The organism is Rodentibacter caecimuris (genome assembly GCF_001019715.1).
Classification (GTDB): domain Bacteria; phylum Pseudomonadota; class Gammaproteobacteria; order Enterobacterales; family Pasteurellaceae; genus Rodentibacter; species Rodentibacter caecimuris.
This window is the reverse complement of sequence record NZ_BBXJ01000001.1, coordinates 2,533,053-2,558,747: the sequence shown is the minus strand read 5'-3', so window position 1 is coordinate 2,558,747 and position 25,695 is coordinate 2,533,053. Positions and strand designations below refer to the sequence as shown.

The 25,695-nt window shown below is 40.5% G+C and carries 24 protein-coding genes; 23 read left to right on the top strand and 1 reads right to left on the bottom strand.

The window, feature by feature from the left end; translation table 11 throughout:
* The 21 genes from atpD (at position 1) to ppx (ending at position 23,979) form a co-directional block, all read left to right on the top strand.
* On the top strand, positions 1–1,374 hold the full coding sequence (gene atpD, locus PNEUHYL_RS12515) for a F0F1 ATP synthase subunit beta (RefSeq protein ID WP_059368688.1): 1,374 nt from the start codon (positions 1–3) through the stop codon (positions 1,372–1,374).
* Between the two features lie 28 nt (positions 1,375–1,402).
* Positions 1,403–1,831 (top strand): F0F1 ATP synthase subunit epsilon, encoded by a 429-nt coding sequence (locus tag PNEUHYL_RS12510; RefSeq protein WP_059368687.1) that lies wholly within the window; start codon positions 1,403–1,405, stop codon positions 1,829–1,831.
* Positions 1,832–1,955: 124 nt separating this feature from the next.
* On the top strand, positions 1,956–2,495 hold the full coding sequence (pyrR, locus tag PNEUHYL_RS12505) for a bifunctional pyr operon transcriptional regulator/uracil phosphoribosyltransferase PyrR (protein ID WP_059368686.1): 540 nt from the start codon (positions 1,956–1,958) through the stop codon (positions 2,493–2,495).
* A 77-nt stretch (positions 2,496–2,572) separates the two neighbouring features.
* Entirely contained in the window at positions 2,573–3,505 is a 933-nt protein-coding gene (locus PNEUHYL_RS12500; RefSeq protein ID WP_059368685.1) for a peptidylprolyl isomerase, read from the top strand.
* Between the two features lie 66 nt (positions 3,506–3,571).
* Entirely contained in the window at positions 3,572–4,618 is a 1,047-nt protein-coding gene (gene mltG / locus PNEUHYL_RS12495; protein WP_059368891.1) for an endolytic transglycosylase MltG, read from the top strand.
* 1 nt (position 4,619) lies between these two features.
* Positions 4,620–5,252 carry a dTMP kinase gene (tmk, locus tag PNEUHYL_RS12490; RefSeq protein WP_059368684.1) on the top strand — a complete coding sequence of 211 codons (633 nt, stop codon included), beginning with the start codon at positions 4,620–4,622 and terminating at the stop codon, positions 5,250–5,252.
* Positions 5,249–6,232: a DNA polymerase III subunit delta' gene (locus tag PNEUHYL_RS12485; RefSeq protein ID WP_059368683.1), complete on the top strand. Its 984-nt coding sequence runs from the start codon at positions 5,249–5,251 to the stop codon at positions 6,230–6,232. Before tmk ends, PNEUHYL_RS12485 begins: the two co-directional genes overlap by 4 nt.
* Before the next feature lie 49 nt (positions 6,233–6,281).
* Positions 6,282–7,064 (top strand): TatD family hydrolase, encoded by a 783-nt coding sequence (locus PNEUHYL_RS12480; RefSeq protein WP_059368682.1) that lies wholly within the window; start codon positions 6,282–6,284, stop codon positions 7,062–7,064.
* Positions 7,065–7,092: 28 nt separating this feature from the next.
* A complete protein-coding gene (locus PNEUHYL_RS12475; protein ID WP_059368681.1) occupies positions 7,093–7,617 on the top strand; it encodes a DUF1523 family protein in 525 nt (174 codons plus the stop codon).
* 86 nt (positions 7,618–7,703) lie between these two features.
* On the top strand, positions 7,704–8,996 hold the full coding sequence (gene paeA / locus PNEUHYL_RS12470) for a polyamine export protein PaeA (RefSeq protein WP_059368680.1): 1,293 nt from the start codon (positions 7,704–7,706) through the stop codon (positions 8,994–8,996).
* A gap of 77 nt (positions 8,997–9,073) precedes the next feature.
* Complete coding sequence (locus PNEUHYL_RS12465; RefSeq protein WP_059368679.1) at positions 9,074–9,595, top strand: hypothetical protein; 522 nt, start codon at positions 9,074–9,076, stop codon at positions 9,593–9,595.
* A gap of 72 nt (positions 9,596–9,667) precedes the next feature.
* Positions 9,668–11,197: a fused PTS fructose transporter subunit IIA/HPr protein gene (fruB, locus tag PNEUHYL_RS12460; RefSeq protein ID WP_059368678.1), complete on the top strand. Its 1,530-nt coding sequence runs from the start codon at positions 9,668–9,670 to the stop codon at positions 11,195–11,197.
* A gap of 2 nt (positions 11,198–11,199) precedes the next feature.
* Positions 11,200–12,141 carry a 1-phosphofructokinase gene (gene fruK / locus PNEUHYL_RS12455; RefSeq protein ID WP_059368677.1) on the top strand — a complete coding sequence of 314 codons (942 nt, stop codon included), beginning with the start codon at positions 11,200–11,202 and terminating at the stop codon, positions 12,139–12,141.
* Positions 12,142–12,145: 4 nt separating this feature from the next.
* Positions 12,146–13,855, top strand: a complete 1,710-nt coding sequence (locus PNEUHYL_RS12450; protein ID WP_059368676.1) for a fructose-specific PTS transporter subunit EIIC — start codon at positions 12,146–12,148, stop codon at positions 13,853–13,855.
* Between the two features lie 206 nt (positions 13,856–14,061).
* On the top strand, positions 14,062–14,319 hold the full coding sequence (locus PNEUHYL_RS12445) for an FAD assembly factor SdhE (RefSeq protein WP_059368675.1): 258 nt from the start codon (positions 14,062–14,064) through the stop codon (positions 14,317–14,319).
* A gap of 110 nt (positions 14,320–14,429) precedes the next feature.
* Positions 14,430–15,005, top strand: coding sequence for an RNA polymerase sigma factor RpoE (gene rpoE / locus PNEUHYL_RS12440; RefSeq protein WP_059368674.1), 576 nt, complete (start codon positions 14,430–14,432; stop codon positions 15,003–15,005).
* Between the two features lie 17 nt (positions 15,006–15,022).
* A complete protein-coding gene (locus PNEUHYL_RS12435; RefSeq protein WP_059368673.1) occupies positions 15,023–15,607 on the top strand; it encodes a sigma-E factor negative regulatory protein in 585 nt (194 codons plus the stop codon).
* 77 nt (positions 15,608–15,684) lie between these two features.
* Positions 15,685–16,638 carry a sigma-E factor regulatory protein RseB gene (gene rseB / locus PNEUHYL_RS12430; RefSeq protein ID WP_059368672.1) on the top strand — a complete coding sequence of 318 codons (954 nt, stop codon included), beginning with the start codon at positions 15,685–15,687 and terminating at the stop codon, positions 16,636–16,638.
* A 143-nt stretch (positions 16,639–16,781) separates the two neighbouring features.
* Positions 16,782–18,518, top strand: a complete 1,737-nt coding sequence (gene tamA, locus PNEUHYL_RS12425; RefSeq protein WP_059368671.1) for an autotransporter assembly complex protein TamA — start codon at positions 16,782–16,784, stop codon at positions 18,516–18,518.
* An 8-nt stretch (positions 18,519–18,526) separates the two neighbouring features.
* The gene (gene tamB / locus PNEUHYL_RS12420; protein WP_059368670.1) at positions 18,527–22,423 is read left to right on the top strand and encodes an autotransporter assembly complex protein TamB; all 3,897 of its coding nucleotides are present in this window, start codon (positions 18,527–18,529) and stop codon (positions 22,421–22,423) included.
* An 11-nt stretch (positions 22,424–22,434) separates the two neighbouring features.
* Positions 22,435–23,979, top strand: coding sequence for an exopolyphosphatase (gene ppx / locus PNEUHYL_RS12415; RefSeq protein WP_059368669.1), 1,545 nt, complete (start codon positions 22,435–22,437; stop codon positions 23,977–23,979).
* Here the strand turns inward: ppx and PNEUHYL_RS12410 are convergent.
* Positions 23,976–24,371, bottom strand: a complete 396-nt coding sequence (locus PNEUHYL_RS12410) for a PRD domain-containing protein (protein ID WP_059368668.1) — start codon at positions 24,369–24,371, stop codon at positions 23,976–23,978. The genes ppx and PNEUHYL_RS12410 overlap by 4 nt on opposite strands.
* 120 nt (positions 24,372–24,491) lie before the next feature.
* On the opposite strand from PNEUHYL_RS12410, the gene PNEUHYL_RS12405 reads away from it, so the two are divergent.
* Complete coding sequence (locus PNEUHYL_RS12405; protein WP_059368667.1) at positions 24,492–25,091, top strand: beta-phosphoglucomutase family hydrolase; 600 nt, start codon at positions 24,492–24,494, stop codon at positions 25,089–25,091.
* The gene (locus PNEUHYL_RS12400; RefSeq protein WP_059368666.1) at positions 25,092–25,694 is read left to right on the top strand and encodes a sugar O-acetyltransferase; all 603 of its coding nucleotides are present in this window, start codon (positions 25,092–25,094) and stop codon (positions 25,692–25,694) included.
* Position 25,695: the final 1 nt, after the last annotated feature.

Here is a 25,695-nt window from a genome sequence, read left to right as displayed (position 1 = left end):
ATGGCAGCAGGAAAAATTGTACAAATCATCGGTGCGGTGATTGACGTTGAATTCCCACAAAATGCAGTACCAAAAGTTTATGATGCATTAAAAGTTGAATCAGGTTTAACCCTTGAGGTTCAACAACAACTCGGTGGTGGTGTTGTTCGTTGTATCGCACTTGGTACGTCGGACGGTTTAAAACGCGGATTAGCTGTAGAAAATACGGGTAATCCTATTCAAGTACCGGTAGGAACAAAAACCTTAGGACGTATTATGAACGTTTTAGGTGAGCCTATTGATGAACGCGGTGAAATCGGTGCTGAAGAAGCTTGGCCTATCCATCGTGCAGCACCAAGTTATGAAGAACAATCCAACAGTACGGAATTATTGGAGACCGGTATCAAAGTTATCGACTTAATTTGCCCGTTTGCGAAAGGGGGGAAAGTTGGTTTATTTGGTGGTGCGGGTGTAGGTAAAACCGTTAATATGATGGAATTAATCCGTAATATTGCGATTGAGCACTCCGGTTATTCTGTTTTTGCCGGTGTGGGTGAGCGTACCCGTGAGGGGAACGACTTCTACCATGAAATGACAGAATCTAACGTATTGGATAAAGTATCGTTGGTTTACGGTCAAATGAATGAACCACCGGGTAACCGTTTACGTGTTGCTTTAACTGGTTTGACAATGGCGGAAAAATTCCGTGATGAAGGTCGTGATGTATTATTCTTTGTAGATAATATTTATCGTTATACACTCGCAGGTACTGAAGTTTCGGCTCTTTTGGGTCGTATGCCGTCAGCTGTAGGTTACCAACCTACTCTTGCAGAAGAAATGGGCGTATTGCAAGAACGTATTACTTCAACTAAAACAGGATCGATTACTTCCGTCCAAGCAGTTTATGTTCCAGCCGATGACTTAACAGACCCTTCTCCTGCGACAACCTTTGCTCACTTGGATTCTACGGTAGTATTAAGTCGTCAAATTGCATCTTTAGGGATTTATCCCGCGGTAGATCCGTTGGATTCTACATCACGTCAGCTTGATCCGTTAGTAGTAGGGCAAGAACATTATGATGTTGCACGCGGTGTACAAGGTATCTTACAGCGTTATAAAGAATTAAAAGATATTATTGCTATCCTTGGTATGGACGAACTTTCCGAAGATGACAAATTAGTTGTGGCTAGAGCACGTAAAATTGAACGATTCTTATCGCAACCGTTCTTCGTTGCCGAAGTATTTACCGGTTCTCCGGGTAAATATGTATCATTAAAAGATACGATTCGTGGTTTCAAAGGTATTTTAAACGGTGAATACGACCATATTCCTGAACAAGCGTTCTATATGGTGGGTTCAATCGAAGAAGTGCTAGAAAAAGCCAAAAATATGTAATCGCTTCAAGTAATTGAAGGAGAACAAAATGGCGACATTTGATTTAATTATAGTCAGTGCGGAACATAAAATTTTTGAAGGTAAAGTAAAGCAAATTCTGGCTACGGGAACAGAAGGGGAATTAGGTATTTTGCCGAATCATACCCCTTTACTGACTGCGATAAAACCGGGAATTGTCAAATTAACCTTAGAGAATGATAGCGAAGATGTTATTTATGTCTCCGGTGGTTTTTTAGAGGTTCAACCAAGCGTAGTAACCGTTCTCGCTGATGTAGCGATTCGTGGATCTGAATTAGATTCCGAACGAATTCTAGAAGCTAAGCGCAAAGCCGAAGAAAATATTGTGGCACACTCAGCTGATGTGGATCATGAATTGTTGGTAGCGAAACTCTCCAAAGAGTTAGCAAAACTTCGAGCTTATGAGCTAACAGAAAAACTTGTGAAATCAAAAAGATAATAAAAAAGTGCGGTTGATTTTAACCGCACTTTTTGTTTATGGATTATCATTTATTAAAAACGATTAAATTTCGTCTATTTTTGTGGTATTTTACCGACCGTTTCACAGTTAATTTTGATGAATTATGGAAAAGATCATTATTGATGAAAATCAGTTTCAGCGCACAATTTCTCGTATTTCCCACGAAATTATTGAAAAACACCCAAGTTTAGATAATATCGTGATTGTTGGTATTAAACGTCGTGGCGCAGAAATTGCCGCTCTAATCAAACGTAAAATTGCAGATTTAATTAAGATAGAACTTCCTTCAATGGAACTGGATATTACTTTCTATCGTGATGATTTACAGCATGTTGAATCTGAAAATTTAATGCCAGTGTATAGTGGAGCATCACAGTATCTGAATGTAAAAGATAAAGAAGTCATTTTAATTGATGATGTATTATTTACAGGTCGTACGATTCGCGCCGCGATGGATGCATTGACTGACTTTGGCCGTGCGGCAAAGATAGAATTGGTTATTTTTGTTGATCGTGGACATCGAGAACTACCTATTCGGGCAGATTATGTAGGTAAAAATGTACCCACTAATCGGGAAGAAAAAGTACAGGTTCGAACTGAAAAGTATGATGGTTGTTACGAAGTAGCATTATTGGCAAAATAATGCCAATCTATTGTGAACCTTGTTTAAAATTGATACTCTAACCAGCGTCGTTGGCTCATTTTAAAGAAAAAATAAATATGAAAAAATCAGTATTAAAATCTCTTTTTATTGTCATGTTAGGTGCTCTTTCATTTTCTTCTGCTTATGCAGAAGAGCGTGTTGTTGCAACGGTAGATGGCGTTCCTGTTCTAGAAAGTCAGGTGCGTGCAGCAATGGGGAAAAAAGGTAATTACCAAGCAGCATTAGATAAAGTCATAGATGATATTTTGGTACAAAAAGCTATTCAACAATCCAGTGTAAAAATAAACCCTCGTGAAATTGATCGCATTGTAGATAATATTGCTGAACAAAATGGTTTAACCTATGGTCAGTTTTTAGATGCGTTGGATTATCAGGGTATTTCTTTGAAAGCCTTTCGTCAGCAAATTGTTAATCAAATGATGATGTCCGGTGTGCGTGATCACGCAATTAGTAACAGTGTGCAGGTAACCCGTGAAGAAGTGAATGAATTGGGTAAAAAAATGTTAAAAGATGCAAGAGCTAGTGGTACCGAGCACAAAGTAACAGGTAAAGAATATGAAGTTCGTCATATTCTTTTAAAACTTAATCCAATGTTGAATGATGCACAGGCAAAAGCGGAACTTCAAAAAATTCGTGCGGATATTATTTCCGGCAAAACAACTTTCGCCGATGCAGCATTAAAATATTCTAAAGATTATTTATCCGGGGCTAATGGTGGAAGTTTAGGTTATGCGTTCCCTGAAACCTATGTCGGGCCTTTTGCTAAAGCTGTACAAACGACTAAACAAGGTAGCATTTCTGCACCTTTTAAATCCGAATTTGGCTGGCATATTTTAGAAGTTACCGGTACACGTGATGGCGATAAAACTGAAGAGGCATACCGCCAAAAAGCTTACGAGCAAATTGTAAACAGCCAATTAAAAGATGCGACGAAAGATTGGGTAAAAGCCCTGCGTAAAACTGCCGATATTCAATATTTTAATCAATAAGTTTGCATTTTATATGAGAGGGGCGTTTTGCCCCTTTTATTGTTTTTATTCCATTATTTTGATTCTATGAAAAAATTTTTTATTAGCTTATTTATTCTTCTTTTGATTATTATTGCCGGTGGTTTTTGGGGTTATCAGAAATTAAACGATTTTCAACAACAAACAGTAAATGTGCGAGCCGATCAACTTTTAATTGTTGAACGTGGTACGACCGGGCAAAAATTAGCTACGCTTTTTGAGCAGGAAAAATTAGTTGAGAATGCAGTTTTTCTTCCTTACTTATTGAAATTAAAGCCCGAACTAAACAAAATCAAAGCCGGAACTTATTCTTTAAGCGGTATCAAAACCATACAAGATCTGTTAATCCTACTAAATTCTGGAAAAGAGGCTCAATTTAACGTGAAATTCATCGAAGGAAAAACATTCAAAGAATGGCGAAAAAACCTCGAAAAAGCACCGCACTTAAAGCAAACTTTAAAGGATAAAAGCAATCAAGAAATTTTTGATTTACTTAAAATTTCGAATTTTGTAAAAAACATTCACGAATATAGAAATCTTGATGGCTGGTTATATCCCGATACCTACAGTTATACGCCAAACTCAACGGATTTTGAATTGCTCCAACGTTCGGCAGAACGTTTAAAAAAAGCCTTAGATAACGCTTGGAATGAACGTGATGAAAATCTTCCGTTAGCAAACCCTCACGAGATGTTAGTGTTAGCTTCTATCGTAGAAAAAGAAACCGGTATTGCGGAAGAACGTGCTAAAGTGGCTTCTGTATTTATTAATCGACTCAATGCAAAAATGAAATTACAAACGGATCCCACTGTAATTTACGGTATGGGTGAAAATTATCAGGGAAATATCCGTAAAAAAGATTTAGAAACCCCCACAGCATATAATACTTATGTGATTGACGGATTACCTCCCACCCCAATTGCAATGGTGAGTGAAGGTGCTTTGCAGGCGGTCGCACACCCTGAAAAAACCGATTTTTACTATTTCGTCGCAGATGGAAGCGGTGGTCATAAATTCAGTCGTAATTTAAACGAGCATAATAAAGCGGTTCAACAATATTTACGTTGGTATCGTAGCCAGAAAAATGGAAAATAATATGAGTGGAAAATTTATTGTTATTGAAGGGTTGGAAGGCGCAGGAAAAAGCACGGCCCATCAGTCAGTAGTAAAGATATTGAATGAATTAGGCATTCATAATGTCGTGTTTACCCGTGAACCGGGCGGTACGCCTCTAGCTGAAAAATTACGCCAACTTATCAAACATGAAACGGAAGAACCGGTTACAGACAAAGCTGAATTACTAATGCTTTATGCCGCTCGGATTCAATTAGTGGAAAATGTGATTAAACCGGCCCTTGCTGGAGGAAAATGGGTAGTGGGAGATCGTCACGATATGTCGTCACAAGCTTATCAAGGTGGCGGTCGTCGGTTAGATCCTCATTTTATGAAAACCTTAAAAGATGCGGTATTAGGTAATTTTGAACCGGATCTTACTATTTATCTAGATATTGATCCCGTATTAGGTTTGGCTCGAGCCCGTGGACGTGGCGAATTAGATCGTATTGAACAAATGAATCTTGATTTTTTCCATCGCACCCGCAGCCGTTATTTAGAATTGGTGAAAGATAATCCGAAAGCGGTTATCATCAATGCGGCGCAAAGTATTGAGCAAGTTCAGGCTGATATTACAAATGCGGTGAAAAATTGGTGGAAACATAACGAAAAATGACCGCACTTTATCCTTGGCTGACACCTACCTATGTGAACATTGCCCAAACTTTTTCCGAAGGTTTAGGACATCATGCGATACTTATTAAAGCCGATCAGGGGATGGGCGTAGAACATCTCTTTGATGCGCTTTCTCGCCGCATTATGTGTATGAATCCGAAAGATAATCAACCTTGCGGGCAATGCCATGCCTGCCATTTAATGCAAGCGAACAGCCATCCTGATTATCACCAACTTTATTCTGTCGATGGAAAAGATATCGGTGTTGATCAAGTGCGTGAAATTAACGAAATTGTCGCCCAACATGCTCAACAGAATGGCAATAAAATCGTCTATGTGCAAGGGGCTGAACGCTTAACGGAAGCTGCCGCTAACGCTTTGCTTAAAACCTTGGAAGAACCCCGTCCGAACACCTATTTTTTGTTACTGGCAGATAGTTCTGCAAGTTTGTTAGCGACAATTTACAGCCGCTGTCAAGTATGGAATCTACCTACACCGAATGAACAAATGGCGAAGGATTGGCTACAAAATCAAACAGTAGCGGAAACACATGAAATATTGACCGCACTTGCCATGGATTTAGGCCGTCCTCTGCTTGCATTGGAAACCTTGCAGCAAGGCTTAATTGAACAACGAAAAAATTTTCTTCGTCAGTTTTGGCTTTTTTACCGTCGTCGTTCGCCTTTGGAGATTCTTCCATTATTTGATAAGGAACGCTATATCCAACAATTAGATTGGATTTTGGCTTTTCTTTCCGACTGCTTAAAGCACAAACTTGAAATAGGCGGCCATCGTCAAACGATGGATTTAGCCAAAGGAATTGAACAATTTAGTGATGAACAACCTGTTTTAGGTTTATTGCAATCAATCCGAATTATGCAAAAAGTGCGATCCGATTTACTTTCAATTAATGGTGTCAACGTAGAATTAATGTTGTTAGACGGATTGACTAAACTTATCACGAATGTGTTTGAAACCTGATAGAGGGTGTATTTCCCACTGAAAATAAAAAATAAAGGAAAAATAATTTATGTTTATCGTTGATTCCCACTGCCATTTAGATGCACTGGATTATGATAATTTACACAAAAACATTGCCGATGTAGTGGAAAAAGCACAAAAACGCGATGTGAAACATATGCTTGCCATTGGGGTAACGCTAAGTCGATTTGAAAAGGCTTATGACTTATTAAACCCGTTTGAAAATATTTCACTGGCGTGCGGCGTGCATCCGTTAGATTTTGAAGAAGAACCCTACGATGCCGAACGTTTATTCCGCTTAGTGCAAGATAAAAAAGTCATTGCCATTGGTGAAATCGGACTGGATTATTATTACAGCGCGGATAACAAAATAGCACAGCAAGACATTTTTGCCAGCCAAATTGACATCGCAAACCAACTGAATAAGCCAGTGATTATTCACACCCGTTCAGCTGGTGATGATACCATTTCGATGCTCCGTAAACATCAGGCAGAAAAGTGCGGCGGTGTTATTCATTGTTTTACCGAAACCTTGGATTTTGCGAAAAAAGCATTAGATTTGGGTTTTTATATTTCTTGTTCCGGTATTATTACTTTTAAAAATGCGGAAGCGATTCGTGAAGCGATTCGTTATGTACCGACGGATCGTTTGTTAGTGGAAACGGATTCGCCTTATCTTGCGCCCGTGCCATATCGTGGCAAAGAAAATCAGCCGGCTTATACCCGTGAAGTATGTGAGTACGTGGCGGCATTAAAAGGAGTTTCTCTAGGGGAATTCGCCCAAATTACGACACAAAATTTCGAACGTTTGTTTAAAATTAATGTACAATAAACACTCAATATGAAAGAGAGAAAAGATTATGCGTAAATTTTTCAAATATTTTTTATTTTTAGTGGTATTTGCGTTCCACGGTTTTATGTTTTCTGTGGTGAATTATGTATTTCCTCATTACGATGTGACTCGGGTAACGGGGGTAGAAGTAAAGCGGGTTGATAAAGACGGACCGATTACCAAATCCAATCCGGCTGACGGCCCGACGCGTGATGTGTACTATATTAATACACAAAATGATGACGGCAAAATTATGGTTTACCGCAACGAAGATACCCGTTGGGGTTTTCCTTTCTATTTTAAATTCGGTTCGGCCAACTTACAGGCCGAAGCACAAGCTATGGGGAATGAAAATAAACTGGTTCAAATTAAATATTACGGTTGGCGTTTAACCATGTTTGATGAGTTTCGTAACGCGGTTTCCGTGAAAGAAATCAGTGGTGATGTTACACCGAGTCATCCTATTTTATCTTGGGTGTTTTATGCTTTCTTGTTGGTGACATTATTCCTTTCTATTCAATTTATCCGCGGCTGGTTTGACAGCGAAAATTAGATTTTCATTTCCTTGAAAGTGCGGTGGTTTTGACCGCACTTTTTATCAAAATTATCAAATCGATTTATTAAATTAACGAGAAAATTATGAGTTTATTTGCAGCGATTTTAGTCATAATCGTGTTAATTATTATCAGTGCCATTGTTTCATCAGCGGAAATTTCCCTTGCCGGAGCCCGCCGCATTAAATTGCAAAATATGGCAAATGAAGGCAATCTTAAAGCCGAACAGGTATTGAAACTACAAGAGCAGCCCGGACGTTTTATCACCGTCGTGCAAATTGGCTTAAATATGGTTGCAGTATTAGGGGGGATGATTGGTGAGGCGAACCTTAGTATTCATTTACAACAGTTTTTAAACGGACATATTCGGGATACTTGGGTTGAACCCGCTTCATCTTGGATGGCCTTTTTGCTTGTTACCTGCTCTTTCATTCTTTTAGCGGATTTAATGCCTAAACGCCTTGCCTTGATTAACCCGGAAGCGGTTGCATTGCGTACGGTCGGCATTATGCAGGTGTTTATTTTCTTATTAAAACCTATCGTATGGGTGTTTGACGGGATGTCAAATTTACTTTTCAAACTTTTTGGCGTTTCAACATTGCGTGATGACAATATGACACCGGAAGATATTGTGGCGGTGGTTGAGGCGGGTGCCGAAGCCGGCGTACTAAAAACCCAACAGCATTATCTGATTGAAAATATTTTTGATATGCAGGAGCGTACGGTCACTTCCACCATGACGACACGTGAAAATATCGTGTATTTAGACCGCACTTTTAGCCGTCAAGAAGTGGTGGATACCCTTTCCCGTGATTCTCATTCCAAAATTGTTATTTGTGACAATAGTTTGGATAGAATTTTAGGCTACGTGGAATCCCATACTTTGCTGACTATGTATTTGCAAAATGCGAACGTATCATTGACCGATTCTAAATTGTTACGCAAAGCCCTATTTGTGCCGGATACCCTTTCGCTTTATGAAGTATTGGAATTATTTAAATCAACCGGTGAAGATTTTGCCATTATTGTCAACGAATATGCGTTGGTGGTGGGCATTGTAACGCTCAATGATGTGATGAGTATTGTAATGGGGGAATTGGTGTCCAATGAGGAAGAGCAAATTGTTAGTCGTGATGAAAATTCTTGGCTGATTGATGGGGCAACACCGCTTGAAGATGTGATGCGGGCATTGGATATAGAATCTTTCCCTGATGAAGAAAATTATGAAACAATCAGTGGTTTTATGATGTATATGTTACGCAAAATCCCGAAAAAGACCGATTTTGTCATTTATGGTAAGTATAAGTTTGAAGTGATTGATACGGAAAATTTTAAAATTGACCAAATTTTAGTATCACTGGTGAAAGAGAGCGAGTAGCCCGCTTTCTTGCTTAATCCCCCGCAGTCAGTATAATGGCGACGATTTATTTTTAAGTTGAAATAGGAATAATCATTATGTTAAAAAAAATCTCTATCTTATTGTTTTCCATTAGTTTAGCAGCTTGTTCCTCAATGACGTCCTATATTCCTTTTATGGATAGTGACAAGAAAGTGATTAATTTGGATGAAGACAAGATTGATCAAAAATCTTATGCTGCGGCTTATGAGGCAACAGTGGCGACATATAAAGGTCGTGTAAATGAAGATTTCTATGTAGACAATTTTGCCAGTGGTGCTAATGACTGGTATTTAGGGCGTATTTTAGTGCCGATTAAGCAAATCCAAGACAAACTTTACAGTGGCGGGCATGATTCCGATGTTTATGCTTATTATAGCGGTGTATTGCACGCCGAAGCCTTACAAAATAATTTCAATCGTTTAAGCCAAACTTGCTGGAATAAATTAGATTCACCAAGTATTACTCAGGGAATTTATGACGCAATGCGTGATTTGAAGAAAGGTAAAGCGCGTGGCGAAAATGATGAATACATCGCAAAAGGTAGCGATGAATTGTTAAGAATTTGTACATCTAAATAATAAATAAAACTGTTGCTAGAGTAATGCTATCAACAGTTTTTCTTTTTCTAAATCTTAGACTAAGGAGTAAGAATGTTAGAACTTTCGGAAAGCAACATTCATTTAAATGCCATTGCAGAAACCAAACAACAAACCATTGAGATGGTGGCGAATGCATTGGAAAATGCCGGCAATGTAGAACAGGGATATCTACAAGGAATGTTAGTGCGTGAGCAGCAAACTTCCACTTTTTTAGGAAACGGTATTGCGATTCCTCACGGCACATTGGAAACACGCGATATGGTGAAAAAAACCGGCGTGCAAGTTTTTCAATTTCCTCAAGGGATAGAATGGGGGGAAGGCAATATTGCCTACGTTGTGATTGGTATTGCCGCACGTTCCGATGAACACTTGGCGTTATTACGCCAATTAACCCACGTACTTGGCGATGAAGAGGTTGCAGCAAAATTAGCCACATTAACGGATGTCGCGCAATTCCGTGCCGTTTTAATGGGCGAAACAAGTGAGAATTTTATCATTCCCGAAGAAAACATTCGCTTAGATATTGAGACGCAAAGTTTACTCACTTTGGTTGCGATGAATGCCGGTCAATTACAAGCACAAAGTGCGGTAGAAAATAGCTTTGTTTCCGAAGTGATTGGCAATGCCGCTTTACCTTTAGGCAAAGGCTTGTGGGTCACTGATGCGGTTTCCGGCAATGTAAAAAATGCCTTAACATTTAGTCGGGCAAAAACGATTTTTAACCATAATGGAAAACCGGTGAAAGGTGTTATTACTGTTTCTGCCGTCAATGACGCTATTAATCCGGTATTAACCCGTTTATTAGAGGAAAATGTACAAACCGCTTTATTAGAGGGAAATTCTTCCGCTATTTTGAGCGCACTTTTAGGTGAAAATGCAGCGCTTTCCGGTTCAACGCAAGCACAAAAAACAGCGCTTGCTAATGCGGTGGTAGGGATATTTACTATTCGCAACGAACATGGTTTACACGCTCGTCCAAGTGCCGTACTAGTCAATGAAGTGAAAAAATTTGCGGCAAAAATCACTGTACAAAATATTACCCGCGGTAGCGAACCGGTGAGCGCAAAAAGTCTGATGAAAATTGTCGCTCTTGGTGTGACACAAGGTCATCGCTTGCGTTTTGTGGCGGAAGGGGACGATGCCAAACAAGCGATCGAATCTCTTGGTAAAGTGATTGCCGAAGGATTAGGTGAAAATGTTTCAGCAGTACCGCCGACAGAACCAGATGTTATTGAGATTGTCGGCGAACAAACCGCTACACCGACTGTAGCAGAAGATAAAGATTTACCTTCCGATGCCATTGAAGCGGTATTTGTTATCCATAATGAACACGGTTTACATGCCCGTCCAAGCGCCGTATTAGTCAATGAAGTGAAAAAATACAACGCCTCTGTTGCAGTGCAGAATCTGGATCGCAATTCCCAACTGGTTAGTGCAAAAAGTTTAATGAAAATTGTGGCATTGGGGGTAGTGAAAGGTTCCCGTTTACGATTTGTGGCAACCGGCGAACAGGCAAAAGAAGCCATCGAGGGCATTCGCCTTGCTATTGAATCCGGTCTTGGTGAAGGAAAAGGGGAATAACGATGGCAAAAGTTGCAACCATTACCTTAAATACCGCTTATGATTTAGTCGGTCGTTTGCCACGCATTGAATTGGGTGAAGTCAATACCGTGGAAACACTAGGGCTTTTTCCTGCCGGCAAAGGCATTAATGTGGCAAATGTATTGAATGATTTAGGGGAAGAAGTTGCCGTTGGCGGATTCTTAGGGGAAGACAACGCCGGTGATTTTGAACAAATGTTCAAAAAGAAAAATTTGGAAGATAAATTTCACCGCGTTACCGGTAAAACCCGTATTAATGTAAAAATTACGGAAACCGAAGCCGATGTAACGGATTTAAATTTTCTTGGTTATGAAATCAGCCCGCAATCTTGGCAGCAATTTGTCGCAGATACTTTGGCTTATTGCCTTGATTATGACATCGTGGCGGTATGCGGTAGTTTGCCGAGAGGGGTTACGCCGGAATTATTTGCCGATTGGTTAAACCAACTTCATGAATCCGGTGTAAAAGTGGTATTGGATAGTAGCAATGCGGCACTGACAGCCGGTTTGAAAGCCTACCCTTGGTTGGTAAAACCGAATCATCGTGAATTAGAGGCTTGGATTGGCCATTCACTTAATACTGAGGAAGAAATTATTAATGCCGCACAGCAATTAAGCAATCAAGGCATTGAAAATGTCATCATTTCTATGGGGGCGGAAGGTTCATTGTGGATCAATCATGAAGGCATTATAAAAGCCCAACCGCCAAAGTGTGAAAATGTGGTAAGCACCGTAGGCGCAGGCGATTCAATGGTCGCCGGCTTAATTTATGGCTTTGCGCAAGGATTCGCTAAAGCAGAAACCCTTGCATTTGCCAGTGCGGTTTCAGCCTTTGCGGTATCACAAAGTAATGTGGGCGTAAGTGATCCAGCCTTATTAAAGCCGATTTTAAACCAAGTAAAAATTACTGTGATTGAAGGATAATAGAATGAAGTTATTTTTAACCCAATCAGATAATGTAGGTAGCGCAAAAGCCTATTTGTTGCGTGAGGTATTTCGTGCAGCGGCACAGAAAGCCGATATATCGCTAACAGAAAACCTTGCTGAGGCGGATATTGCTCTCGTTGTGGGGGCAACATTGCCAAATAATTCTGCCTTGGTAGGCAAAAAAGTCTTACTGGTGAGCGAAGAAAGTGCAATGAATGCACCGGAAGTAACCCTTACAAATGCACAAACTCAAGCGGTGGATTATGTTGCACCGGAAAGTGCGGTTAGTTTTAACGGTGTTTCCAAGGTAAAAAATATTGTTGCCGTTACCGCCTGTCCAACGGGCGTGGCGCATACTTTTATGTCTGCAGAGGCTATCGAAGCTTATGCGAAAAAACAGGGTTGGAATGTAAAAGTGGAAACCCGCGGTCAGGTGGGTGCGGGTAATGAAATTACGCCGGAAGAAGTTGCGGCTGCCGATCTTGTTTTTGTGGCGGCGGATATTGATGTGCCGTTAGACAAATTTAAAGGCAAACCTATGTATCGTACTTCCACCGGTTTAGCATTAAAGAAAACGGCACAAGAATTTGATAAAGCCTTTAAAGAAGCCAAAGTGTTTGAGGGCGGTAGCGCCAAAGCGGCAAACTCCGAGGAAAAAGGTGAGAAAAAAGGTATTTACAAACATTTGATGACAGGCGTATCCCATATGTTGCCTTTCGTTGTTGCTGGTGGATTATTAATTGCTATTGCTTTTGCATTAGGTGGTATTTATGCGGGAGATAAGGAAAATTTAGGAACATTAGCTTTTGATATTAAATATATTGGTGATACAGCGTTTGGATTGATGATAGCTGCTTTTGCTGGTTATGTTGCTTATTCTATCGCGGATAGACCGGGTTTAGTTGTTGGTTTTGTAAGTGGTATGCTTGCATACAAAGGTGAATTAGGTCTTGTTGATGGTAATCTCACTAATTTAGGTGGCGCAGGTATTTTAGGCGGTATTTTAGCAGGTTTCTTATCAGGTTATATTGTCAAACTTTTAAATACTACTATTAAGTTACCAGCAAGTTTTTTATCATTAAAGCCAATTTTAATTTTACCTTTACTGGGAACTGGAATAGTTAGTTTATTAATGCTTTATATTTTTATCCCGCCAATTAAAGTTATTATGGATAACTTAGTTGAATGGTTAAATTCTATGGGGCAAGCTAATGCTTTAATTCTTGGTGCTGTTGTCGGGGCAATGATGTGCGTTGATATGGGCGGACCAATTAATAAAGCCGCTTATACTTTCGGTACGGGGCTTATTGCATCACAAGTTTATACTCCGATGGCAGCTATTATGGCAGCAGGTATGGTGCCGCCAATCGGTATGGCGATTGCTACTTGGATTGCTCGCAATAAATTTACCGCCAACCAACGGGATGCCGGAAAAGCCTCTTTTGTATTAGGATTATGTTTTATTTCAGAAGGCGCATTGCCGTTTGTGGCAGCGGATCCGATTCGTGTGATTATCAGTTCTGTTGTCGGAGGGGCAACAGCCGGTGCGATTTCAATGGCTTCAGACATTACATTACAAGCGCCGCATGGCGGTTTATTTGTGATTCCGTTCGTCTCCGAACCCATGCGTTATTTAGCCGCCATTGCCGCGGGGGCTTTGGTAACCGGTGTGATTTATGCGGTGATTAAACCGAAATCAGCAACGGAATAATCTAGCTAAAGTGCGCTTGGTTTTTTTGGGTTTTTTTAGCACTATATAGCAAATGTACAAAATGAAAAACGTAAGGATACACTGCGAGTGTCCTTTAAAAATAAAATTATTTCAATATGTTACAAACGGACACACGCAGTGTGTCCCTACAAATAAACTAAAAATCTTTGAAAAAATTGACCGCACTTTTATAGACAGAGGGGAATATGGAAAAATATAACAAACTTCGCATTGAATGGGATTGCCGTCGGGGAATGCTGGAACTTGATAAAATCATTATGCCGTTCTACAAACATCATTTTGATCAACTCTCGGATAAGCAAAAAGATATTTTTATTCGATTGCTTGCCTCTACCGATTTACAGCTTTTCTCTTGGTTTTTTAACCGTGGCAAATCTGAGGATATTGAACTCCAAAATATGGTGGAATATATTCAAACCATACAAAAAATACCCACCACCTAAATTTATTTTTTTAACCTTTGAACTTTTTAAACTCGCTTATGTCAGATAAAGCAAGTGAGAGCTTGATGTCTTGAGTATTAAGGCGTGTTAGGCATAGCATTAGGAGAAATATGGCTGAACAGCTAACCGATCAAGCTTTGGTAGAAAGGGTACAACAAGGCGATAAAAAAGCCTTTAATTTATTAGTTTCGCGTTATCAAAATAAAGTAGCCGGATTACTTACCCGCTATGTTTCGCGTAATGATATTCCTGATGTTGTGCAGGAATCCTTTATAAAAGCCTATCGTTCCATTGAATCTTTTCGGGGAGATAGCGCGTTCTACACTTGGCTATACAGAATTGCCGTTAATACGGCGAAAAATTATTTAACGGCACAGGGGCGTCGCCCTCCAAGCGAAGATATTTTAGCAGATGATGCCGAAAACTATGATGTGGGAACTCATCTTCGTGATGTGGATACGCCGGAAAATGAAATGTTATCCGACGAACTGGAAAAAATCGTATTTGATACGATTAACGGTATGCCGGAAGATTTAAAGAGTGCGATTACCCTTCGTGAATTAGAAGGATTAAGCTATGAAGATATCGCAGAAATTATGAACTGTCCCGTAGGCACTGTGCGTTCTCGAATTTTCCGTGCGCGTGAAATTATCGAAAACAAAATACAACCGCTTATGCAACGTTAATGAAGTCGGAGTTTAAAATGCAAAAAGAGTTACTTTCAGCCTATATGGATGGCGAGCAAGTGGATGCAGCATTCACAGAGGAATTGTGTAAAAATGAATCTTTACGCCAGTCTTGGGCAACGTATCATGTGGCTCGTGCAGTCATGCGTAAAGAAAGTGCGGTTATTTTAGGGGCTGATTTTACCGCAAAAATGGCCGATTTAATTGAACATGAAGAAATCGAAAGAGTTGAAATCACACAATCTCAGCCAACACCTGAAGAAACACAACGTTTGCCGTTTATGCGTAAATTTAAGTCTTTCTTTGCGCCAATGGCTCAAATTGCTGTCGCAGCCGGCGTATGTTTAGTCGCCGTGCTTGGCGTGCAGTCATTTAATGCAAAAAATGACGTAAATAATGCGCCGGAAACTCCGGTTTTACAAACATTGCCGTTTAATAATGCAGTCCAAGAAGTCAGCTATAATGCGCCGACTAAAGATGTGGCAACAGCTGATCAAATGGAACAAAAAAATCGGCGTATCGGCGCAATGTTACAAAACTATGAATTACAGCGTCGTATGCATGCCGATACCTTGAATATCGGTACTCATCAAGTAAAATAATTATTAAATAAAATAAATAAATTCACCACCAATCTCACGATGGCATGGTGAATTTTTTTATGAATTGTTAAGAATTTATGAAAAAAAACGCCTTCAAATTAACCGCACTTTTGCTTATAGCTTTGTTTAGCTTTTCTGTTTCTGCAGGAGAACTTTCAGCAAAGAAAACGTTGGAAAAAATGGCGAATGCGGTGAATAATCTCAATTACGAAATTGCCTTTGTGCAAACGTCGCCTTCTAATATGGATTCTTTCCGTTATCGACATATCAAACGGGATAACAAAATTTACGCACAGCTTGTCACATTGGACGGCGATCAGAAAGAAATAATTCAGCGTGATAATTTAGTGAGCTATTTCCAATTGGATTCACGGGCTTTTACATTGAACAGCGGAAGCATTGTTGATGCTTTACCGGCAGTGATTCGTAGTAATTTTAATAAATTAGCGGAAAACTATGATTTTATCCCCTTAGGGAAAAGCCGCGTTGCCGGACGTTTTGTCGATACTGTCCGTATTGTGCCGAAAGATGATTTTCGCTACCAATATTTGGTTTTTGTCGATGAAGAAAACGGCTTATTATTGCGTGGCGATATGCTTGATAGAGATGGTAAATTGCTTAATCAGTTCCGTGTAGTCACTCTTTATATTGATGATCGCTTAAAAGGATTAACTGAGTATTTAAATAAAGTTTCCATGCCACCGTTATTAAATGAAACACAAAATGCAGTTTCTTCTCTAAACTGGAAACCAAGCTGGTTGCCGAAAGGGTTTGAAAGTCTTCGCCACAGTCAGGATTTATTTGACGGAGAAACGATTGACAGCAGTTTATTTAGTGATGGCTTGTTTACTTTCACGTTATATGTCACCAAGGCAGAAGGGCAACAATTAAATCCCGATCAAGTGTGGAAACAAGGCGAATATACCCTGTATAGCGAGGTGGTCGGCGACAAAGAAATCACCTTTATTGGACAATTACCTATTGCTACCGCCAAGCGCATTGTGCAGGAAGTGCGGTTTTTCGGTAACTAAAAGAAAAGTGCGGTTGATTCTAACCGCATTTTTTATCTCTTATTTAAGTAATTAAATTTTTTGTAAAAAATCGTCAAACCCTTTCACTTTAAGGTAAACTAACGCGGTTAATTCTTATTTTTATAATATTTAGTGAATTAAAAATGAAAAAACATCTTCTCAAATTGACCGCACTTTTATTGTGTTTTCCGGCCTTCTCTGTATTTGCGGAACAAACCGTAGATATCGAAATTCGGGGTATTCGGGGTGAACGAGCAATTCGCAATACAAAACTCAATGTTGAGTTGATCAATAAAGAAGAAATGGATGGTTCTGACCGTTATAAACAACTTGTTACGGAAGCCGTTGATAAAGGTTTGCGAGTGTTTGGTTATTACGACTCTTCTGTCTCCTTTGAATTAAAAAAGCGTAAAAGCGGACATGATTTATTGATCGCTCATGTCAAACCGGGAGAACCAAGCAGAATTGCAGGTACGGATGTTAAGATAGAAGGGGAAGCGGCGCAGGATGAAAATTTTCAGGCATTACGTAAAAATTTACCCAAAGAGGGAGAATTGGTCGAACATCAAAAATATGATGATTATAAAAGTAGTATTTCTACCCTTGCCCTTGCGCGTGGTTATTTAGATGGAAAATTTACCGTTTCCCGTTTAGAAATCAGCCCCGAAACCCATCAAGCTTGGTGGCGAATGCTGTTCGACAGCGGTGTACGCTATCATTATGGCGAGATTAAATTTAGTCGTTCACAGATTCGTGACGATTATTTACAGAATATGTTAAAGATCCAACGCGGCGATCCTTATTTATTAACCCAACTTTCCGGATTAACCAATGATTTTTCTTCTACCGGTTGGTTCGGTTCCGTTTTGTTACAACCGCATGTGGATGAACAAAATAAAGTGGTGAATTTGGAAGTATTGTTGAATCCGCGTAAAAAAAATGCCGTGGAACTTGGTGTAGGGTTTGCTACGGACACCGGGCCGCATTTACAAATCGGTTGGACAAAACCTTGGATTAATAATCGTGGGCATAGCTTTAGAACCAATCTTTATGTTTCTTCTCCGAAGCAAACCCTTGAGGCATCTTACAAAATTCCGCTGTTAAAAAATCCATTAAATTATTATTACGAATTTTCCGGCGGTTTGGAAAATGAGGATAAAAATGATACTAAAACCACGGCTATCACCTTGGCTGGGTTGCGTTATTGGAATAATAACGAAGGTTGGCAATATTTTGCCGGTGTGCGTGCCCGTTATGATAAATTTACTCAAGCGGATATTGATGATAAAACCCTTTTAGTTTATCCGACCGGCGGATTTAATCGTACCCGTTTACGTGGCGGAATATTTCCGACTTGGGGTGATTCGCAGAAAATTACCGTTGATGTGGCCTACAAAGGGCTACTTTCCGATGTGAGCTTTTATAAAGTGCAAGCCTCAACGGGTTGGATTCGCACTTATGCGGAAAATCACCGTATTATTACTCGTGCCGAAATAGGTTATTTACATACCAAAGATATTAATAAGATCCCGCCAACATTACGTTTTTTTGCCGGAGGAGATCGGAGCGTGCGGGGTTACGGCTATAAAAAAATCTCACCGAAAGATCATAATAACAAACTCGTGGGTGGCTCCCGTTTGCTCGCCGGATCCTTTGAGTATCAATATCAAGTTTATCCTGCTTGGTGGGGGGCAACTTTTGTAGATACAGGACTTGCGGCAAATAATTTTAGTAATGAAGCATTACGCTATGGTGCCGGTGTGGGCGTGCGTTGGGCATCGCCGGTGGGGGCAATCAAATTTGATATTGCGACGCCGATTCGTGACAAAGACAACAGTAAAAATATTCAATTCTATATTGGCTTAGGCACAGAAATTTAGGTTAAATTATGTCGGAACAAGAAATAAAACAAACGGAAGAAACACCCCCTAAAACGATGTCAAAAAAGAAAAAAGGTTGTTTACGTAAAGCCATTTGTTTGGGAAGTGCAGTCATTTTTGTACCTGTTTTTGCCCTTGTGGGAATGCTTTCTTTTGCAGCCGGGCAACGGAGCCTTATCCAACTGGCGGATAAACTGCTTGATGATCTTTCAATCGAACATATTGAGGGGGGGCTTCAACAAGGGTTGATTTTGCAAAACGTGCGTTATCAAACGGCAGGTATCGATAGCCAAATTACCCAAGCTCGCCTACAACTCGACTTTAGTTGCTTACTTTCTCGCAAAATTTGTGTGGAAGATATTTCTGTCAAATCCCCTAATATTTTAATCGACACATCAAAATTACCGCCCTCAGCCCCTCGGCAGACTGAAAATAGCAAGCTGGAAAAATTGAATTTGCCGATCAGTCTTGATGTGAAAAATATAACGGTAGAAGCCCTTCATCTTCAACTTGATCAAACCCATATTGCCCTCGATCGTTTTCAAAGTGCGGTCGGTTTAAATAATAAATCGGGTTTGACCTTAGCACCGACTGAACTTGATACGCTTAATGTTAAAAGTATTCAATTCAATCAAACGGAAAAAACGGCTGAACCGAAAAATAATCCACCGGTGGATTGGGATCGGATTGAGCAAAATCTGACACCCGCATTTTTAGGCAATTTAAATGAAGTAAATTTACCCTTTGATATTCATATTCCAAGCCTTGTGGCGAAAGATTGGCTGTATCTCTCTCAAAACGAACAAGCGGAAGAATTGCAACGCATTACCCTGCCTTCCCTCATCTTGCAGGCTGATGCTACGGGGCATCATGTTGAACTGAAGAAATTTGCTTTAGAAAGTTCGTTAGGCAATGTTAATTCACAGGGTTCATTACAACTTAATGGCGATTTTCCTGTGAATTTGACCCTCACTTCCGAATTGAAGGCTATTCAATCCAAAGGAAAAGAAATCCTACCTAAAAGTGATGTGCAATTTTTGCTTTCCGGATCGTTGAAAAAAACGACCGCACTTTCTCTTAATACAAAAGGCGTAGTAAATGCGGAATTAAAGGGTGAAGTAAAATTGGCTGAAGACAAAATGCCATTGAATTTCAACCTAAAAGTCTCCAATGGGCAATATGCTTTTGCAGAAGGACTGTCGCCACTTAAGTGGAATGATGTAGCATTAAAATTAAACGGTGATTTACTGAATTATCGTGCGGAACTTGAGGGAAAAATGGAAGGAATGGGACATATTCCGCCGACCCGTTTAACCCTTGATGCCGAAGGCAAATTATACGAGGTAAACATCAATCAATTAGATCTAGCTGCGCTTGGCGGTTCAGCGAAATTGAGCGGATCGGCAAATTGGAAACAGGGCGTGAAATGGAAGGTGGATACGGATCTAAATAAAATGAATATCCGCCCTTACGTTCCCACAATGCCGGCGGTGTTATCCGGTTCATTGGCAACATCGGGTTCTGCGGGGAGTGCCGGTTGGCACGTGGATATCCCTACGTTGGATTTAAACGGTACACTTTCTAACCGTCCGTTAAGTTTGAAAGGTAACCTGATCTTAAATGATAAAGTATTACTCAATACCCCTCATCTCTTGCTAAATTATGGCGATAATCGGCTTCACGCTAAAGGTTCGCTAAGTGAGCAATCGGATTTAGTCTTGGAGATTAATGCGCCGAATTTACAGGGATTGTATGGTGATTTGGCGGGTTCTGTAGTTGGGAACGCTGCAATAAAAGGTAGATTGAGTGAACCGAATGTGGCGATTGATCTCAAGACGCAAAACCTCCACTGGCAAACCCTAAATATTGCCAATGCGGCGATTAGGGGCAATATTTCGAGTTCTCCGCTACTGAAAGGGGATTTGACGGTGAAAGGCGGTAATATTCGCTATGGCGATGCGGTGGCAATGCGCTCGGTCGATTTAATGTTTTCCGGCGATGAAAAAAATCACAAATTGGTTTTAGCGTCTCAGGGGGAACCCGCTGCGGCGAATTTACAACTCTCCGGAAATTTTGACCGCACTTCGCAGCAATGGCAAGGGAGTTTAAGTCAGGTAAAAATTGATACGCCGATTGGTGAAGTTAAGTCGAATCAGTCTATTCCGATTACTTATAACAATAAAAAAGCCCAAGTCTCGGTTGGGGCGCACTGTTGGACAAATACGGATGTGGATTTATGTTTTCCGCAGACCTTTACTGCTGGCGCAAATGGTGAAATTCCATTTAATATAAAACGTATTAACTTGGAATTGGTGAATAAACTGACTCAACAAGACAGCTTAAAGGGTCAGCTTCGCAGCGAGGGAAAAGTCGCCTGGTTTGCCGATAAGCCGTTCGTTTTAAATGTTGCATTAAACGGTGATAACTTGGGTATTACGCAAAAGTTGGATTATCGCACTTTTAAATTGAATGTGCCTAAATTGTCACTTAATGCGGATATTCAAAATAATAATTTGACCTTAAAATCCGACATTAATGTACAAAATCAAGGCCGTATTCATACCAATTTAAAATTGAATGATTTAAGCGGGGCGCGTCATCTTGGCGGAACGCTCAATATTGAACGCTTGAATTTAGCATTAGTAAACCAACTATTCAGCAATGGCGAAAGCATCAACGGTGAAATTGTTTCAACACTGACGTTAGCGGGAAATCTTGAAAAACCGTTATTGAACGGTTATTTTGATGTTCGGAATGTGGCAACCAAGCTGAAAATGTTACCTTTTGAAGTAACAAAAGGTGATATCGCCATTCGTTTTAACGGCACTAGCTCAACGCTGCAAGGTAATGTACAAACGCCGGAAGGACGTTTAACTATGACGGGGCGTGCAAATTGGGAAAATTTAGCCAATTGGAATACGGAAGTGCGGGCAGAAACGGAGAATTTTAAGCTCGATTTGCCTTCTATGGGTAAACTTCGCCTTTCTACCAATGTATTGGCAAAGGCTACACCGAAATTATTGGAATTATCGGGTAATGTGGATATTCCATGGGCGAGAATTAAAGTAGATACCTTGCCGGATAATGCGGAGCCGGTGAGCGAAGATGAAGTCATTTTAAACGGGCCGCGCAAGAGTAAAGAAGAATTAATTAACCGTGAATTTGCTTCAACCACCAAGTCGGGTATGGAAATTCGTTCTGATCTGAAAATCAAAATCGGCAACGATGTCCATTTTGATGCCTATGGTTTCAAATCCAATTTGGAAGGCTTGCTTTCCGTGAAACAGGAAAAGGGGCGGCTGGGATTGTACGGTCAAATAGATTTGAAAAATGGGCGTTACGCTTCTTTTGGACAAGATTTGCTTATTCGCAAAGGGCAAATTAATTTCGCGGGTTTACCTTCACAACCTATGTTAAATATTGAGGCAATCCGTAATCCGGAAGCCATGGAGGATAGCAATATTACCGCCGGTGTAAAAGTGGTGGGGGTAGCAAGCAATCCGGAAGTGACGATATTCTCAAACCCGAGTAAACCACAAGATCAGGCGCTTTCCTACTTATTAACCGGGCGTTCTTTGGAAGACAGCGGACAAGCCGGAAGCGGTGGCTCTGTGGGCGCTGCATTGCTTGGTATGGGCTTGGCGAAGAGCGGCAAACTTGTGGGGGGAATTGGCGAAGCCTTTGGGATTCAAGATTTGAACTTAGGTACTGCCGGAGTGGGTGATAGCTCTAAAGTACAAGTAAGCGGTAATATCGGTAAACGCTTACAGGTAAAATATGGGGTCGGTTTGTTTGATGGTTTAGCCGAAGTTACCCTACGCTATCGTTTACTGCCACAACTTTATTTTCAATCGGTTTCCGGCACAAACCAAGTTTTCGATTTACTTTATCAATTTGAATTTTAGGAATCATTTTTATGAGTAACAAAATACAGACTGAACAAGATACACAGCCTTATCCCCGTGTTAATGTGCGGGAAATTGCGGCGATTGATCTCGGTTCAAACAGTTTTCATATGATTGTGGCACGCATTATGAACGGCTCGATTCAGGTGCTGTCACGTTTAAAACAAAAAGTAAAATTAGCAGAAGGGTTAGATGAAAACGGCGTGTTAAATCAAGAGGCGATTACCCGCGGTGTCGATTGTTTGGCGCTCTTTGCCGAACGTTTGCAAGGTTTTGCCTCGGAAAATGTGTGTGTAGTAGGCACTTACACGTTACGAAGAGCGGTCAATAACGATGAATTTTTACGTCAGGCTGCGAAAGTATTTCCTTATCCGATCAATATTATCAGTGGGCAAGCCGAAGCTAAAACTATTTATGCCGGTGTGTGCCATACCCAGCCGGAAAGAGGCAGAAAATTGGTGATTGATATTGGCGGCGGTTCGACCGAAATGATCATTGGAGATGATTTTACTCCGATTGTAGCAGAAAGTCGTCATATGGGTTGTGTCAGCTTTGCTTCAAAATATTTCAAAAACGGCGAAATTTCCAAAGAAAATTTTGAAAAAGCTTATCAAAATGCAACGAATAAAATTGAAGATTTAGGCTGGGAATACCGCAATCTCGGTTGGCAATCCGTATTGGGTTCGTCCGGTACAATAAAAGCGGTACATCAAGTCATTGCAACCACCTTTGAACCAAACGGGATTATTACGAAAGCACGTTTAGAGGATTTAATCGAACAAACTTTGCGTGCGAAACATTTTAATGAACTCAATATTGTTGGGTTGAATCCGGAGCGGGTGGATGTATTTGTACCGGGATTGGCTATTTTAAATGCAATATTTGATGTATTCCATATTGAGCAGATGCGTTATTCTGACGGTGCATTGCGTGAAGGGGTGATGTATAATCTTGAGAAAAATTTCCAAGTAGCGGATATTCGCGCGCGTACCGCATGGGGATTAACGGAACAATTTGATATTGATTCGGATCAAGCACACCGTACAGCCGGTAGTGCAAATTTATTGGCGCATCAATATACCGGATGGGTCAAGCTGGAACTGGCAGAGGAAATGCGGGATTTGTTGCTTTGGTCGGCACGCTTACACGAGGTCGGTATTGTGATTAATCATAAAGGTATGCAAAAACATTCTGCCTATATTCTGCAAAATATGAAATTACCGGGATTTGATCGTGAGCAACAACGCTTACTTGTATTGCTTGTTCGTCTGCATCTCGGCATATTAAAAATGGCGGATTTGGTGAAATTTTCCCGCTATGATGAACAGGACGTGGTGGCGTTAATCCGATTGTTGCGCCTTGCCGTAATCTTAAATAAATCACGTCAAGCCACAGAAAAAACACAAAAAATCACCCTCAAAACCAACCGCACTTTTAAGGATTGGATATTGGGATTTGAACCGGGTTATCTGGATCGCAACCCATTGATTTGGAATGAGCTTAGACAAGAAAGTAACGGATTGAAAGAATTGGGATTAGGATTGGTATTTAATTAATCGGTGGGAGTAGTGGTTGGCGTTTGGTAAATTTGTTCTTGCTCCAGTAGCAACGAATAAATATTTGCTAAAAAATAAGTTTGTTCTGCATGAGGAATCTCAAAAGGTATGAAAGAGAGGAGGTCCTCATGAATCGCCAAAACCTGAGGCAAAATAGTTGCACGCTGGATTTCTTCAAATATGTCCTGATAGAGTGGAGAAACACAGCCGCCGCGTTCTATACGACCTAAGCTACAGGCGATATGGAACAACAACATATTGACTAATGCCGTGTTCACGTCCGCTTGCCAGTGGTTTTTGAGGCGATCATGTAGTTGAAGTACGATGTCAATAATCGGTTGATTAATTTGCCCACGTAATTTCCAACGCTCAAGCTGATCAAGCAGTCGCATTTTTTCTCCCGTTCCACTAAAATCACTTTCATAATCTACCGCACTTTATATAAAGAAAACAGTGCAGAGATCACAAATCTGTAACAAATCATAAATCTCGTAAGGAATTAAGAAATAAAGATGATAGACAATGCACTTTTCGACCGCTATGAAGGGTTGATTTTTGATATGGATGGCACATTGATTGACACAATGCCGGTACATGCTCGTGCTTGGGGAATGGTGGGTGAGCAATTCGGCTATGATTTTGACAGCCAAATTATGTATCAGCTAGGCGGTGCTACGGTGCGAACCATTGCCTTGGCGATTATGGAAAAAGCCGGTATGCCACAACGCCATCTTGATGAGGTGATTGAGGCGAAACGGGCGCTTTCCTATCAGCTTATCCCAACTGAATCCAAATTGCTTCCTACCTTTGAGGTTGTTCGACACTATTATCGGAAAAAACCGATTTCGCTTGGTTCCGGTTCTCACCGCCATTTGATCGATATGTTAATGAATAAACTTGCCATTGCGCCTTATTTTAATGCGATTGTCAGTGCCGACGATGTAAAAGAACACAAACCGCATCCGGAAACGTTTTTACGTTGTGCGGAATTAACCGGGGTGAATCCGATAAACTGCATTGTATTTGAGGATGCGGATTTAGGCATTCAGGCAGGGCTTAGCGCAGGAATGGACGTATTTGATGTGCGTTCTCACCAAATCATTAAGGCATAAATAATGACGGAATATGAAAAAATGATGGCGGGTTTGGCTCACTTGCCGATGAAATCCGAATTAACGGTGATGCGCCAACGTGCAAGGGAAATTTTGTTTGAGTTTAACCGCACTTCACCAAATGATGAGGAAATGCAAAATAACTTGATTAGAAAGTTGTTTGGTCAGGCCGATGAAACTACCTCCATTAATGAACCTTTTCATTGTGATTACGGGATAAATATTAAAGTCGGAAAAAATTTTTTTGCGAATTACCATTGTGTGATGTTAGATAATGGCGGAATTACCATTGGTGACGATGTGATGTTCGCACCCAATGTTAGCCTTTATACGGTGGGACATCCTTTAGATGCGGAATTGCGTAATATTGGCTGGGAACAGGCAAGGCCGATCACCATCGGCAATAATGTTTGGGTTGGTGGCAATGTGGTGATTTTGCCAGGGGTTACTATCGGAGATAATGTTGTTATTGGTGCGGGTAGTGTGGTCAGTAAAGATCTGCCGGATAACGTGCTTGCGTTTGGTAACCCTTGCCGTATCGTGCGTGAAATTACCGAACAGGATCGTGAATATTATATTCGGACTTATCGGCCGGATATCTAGC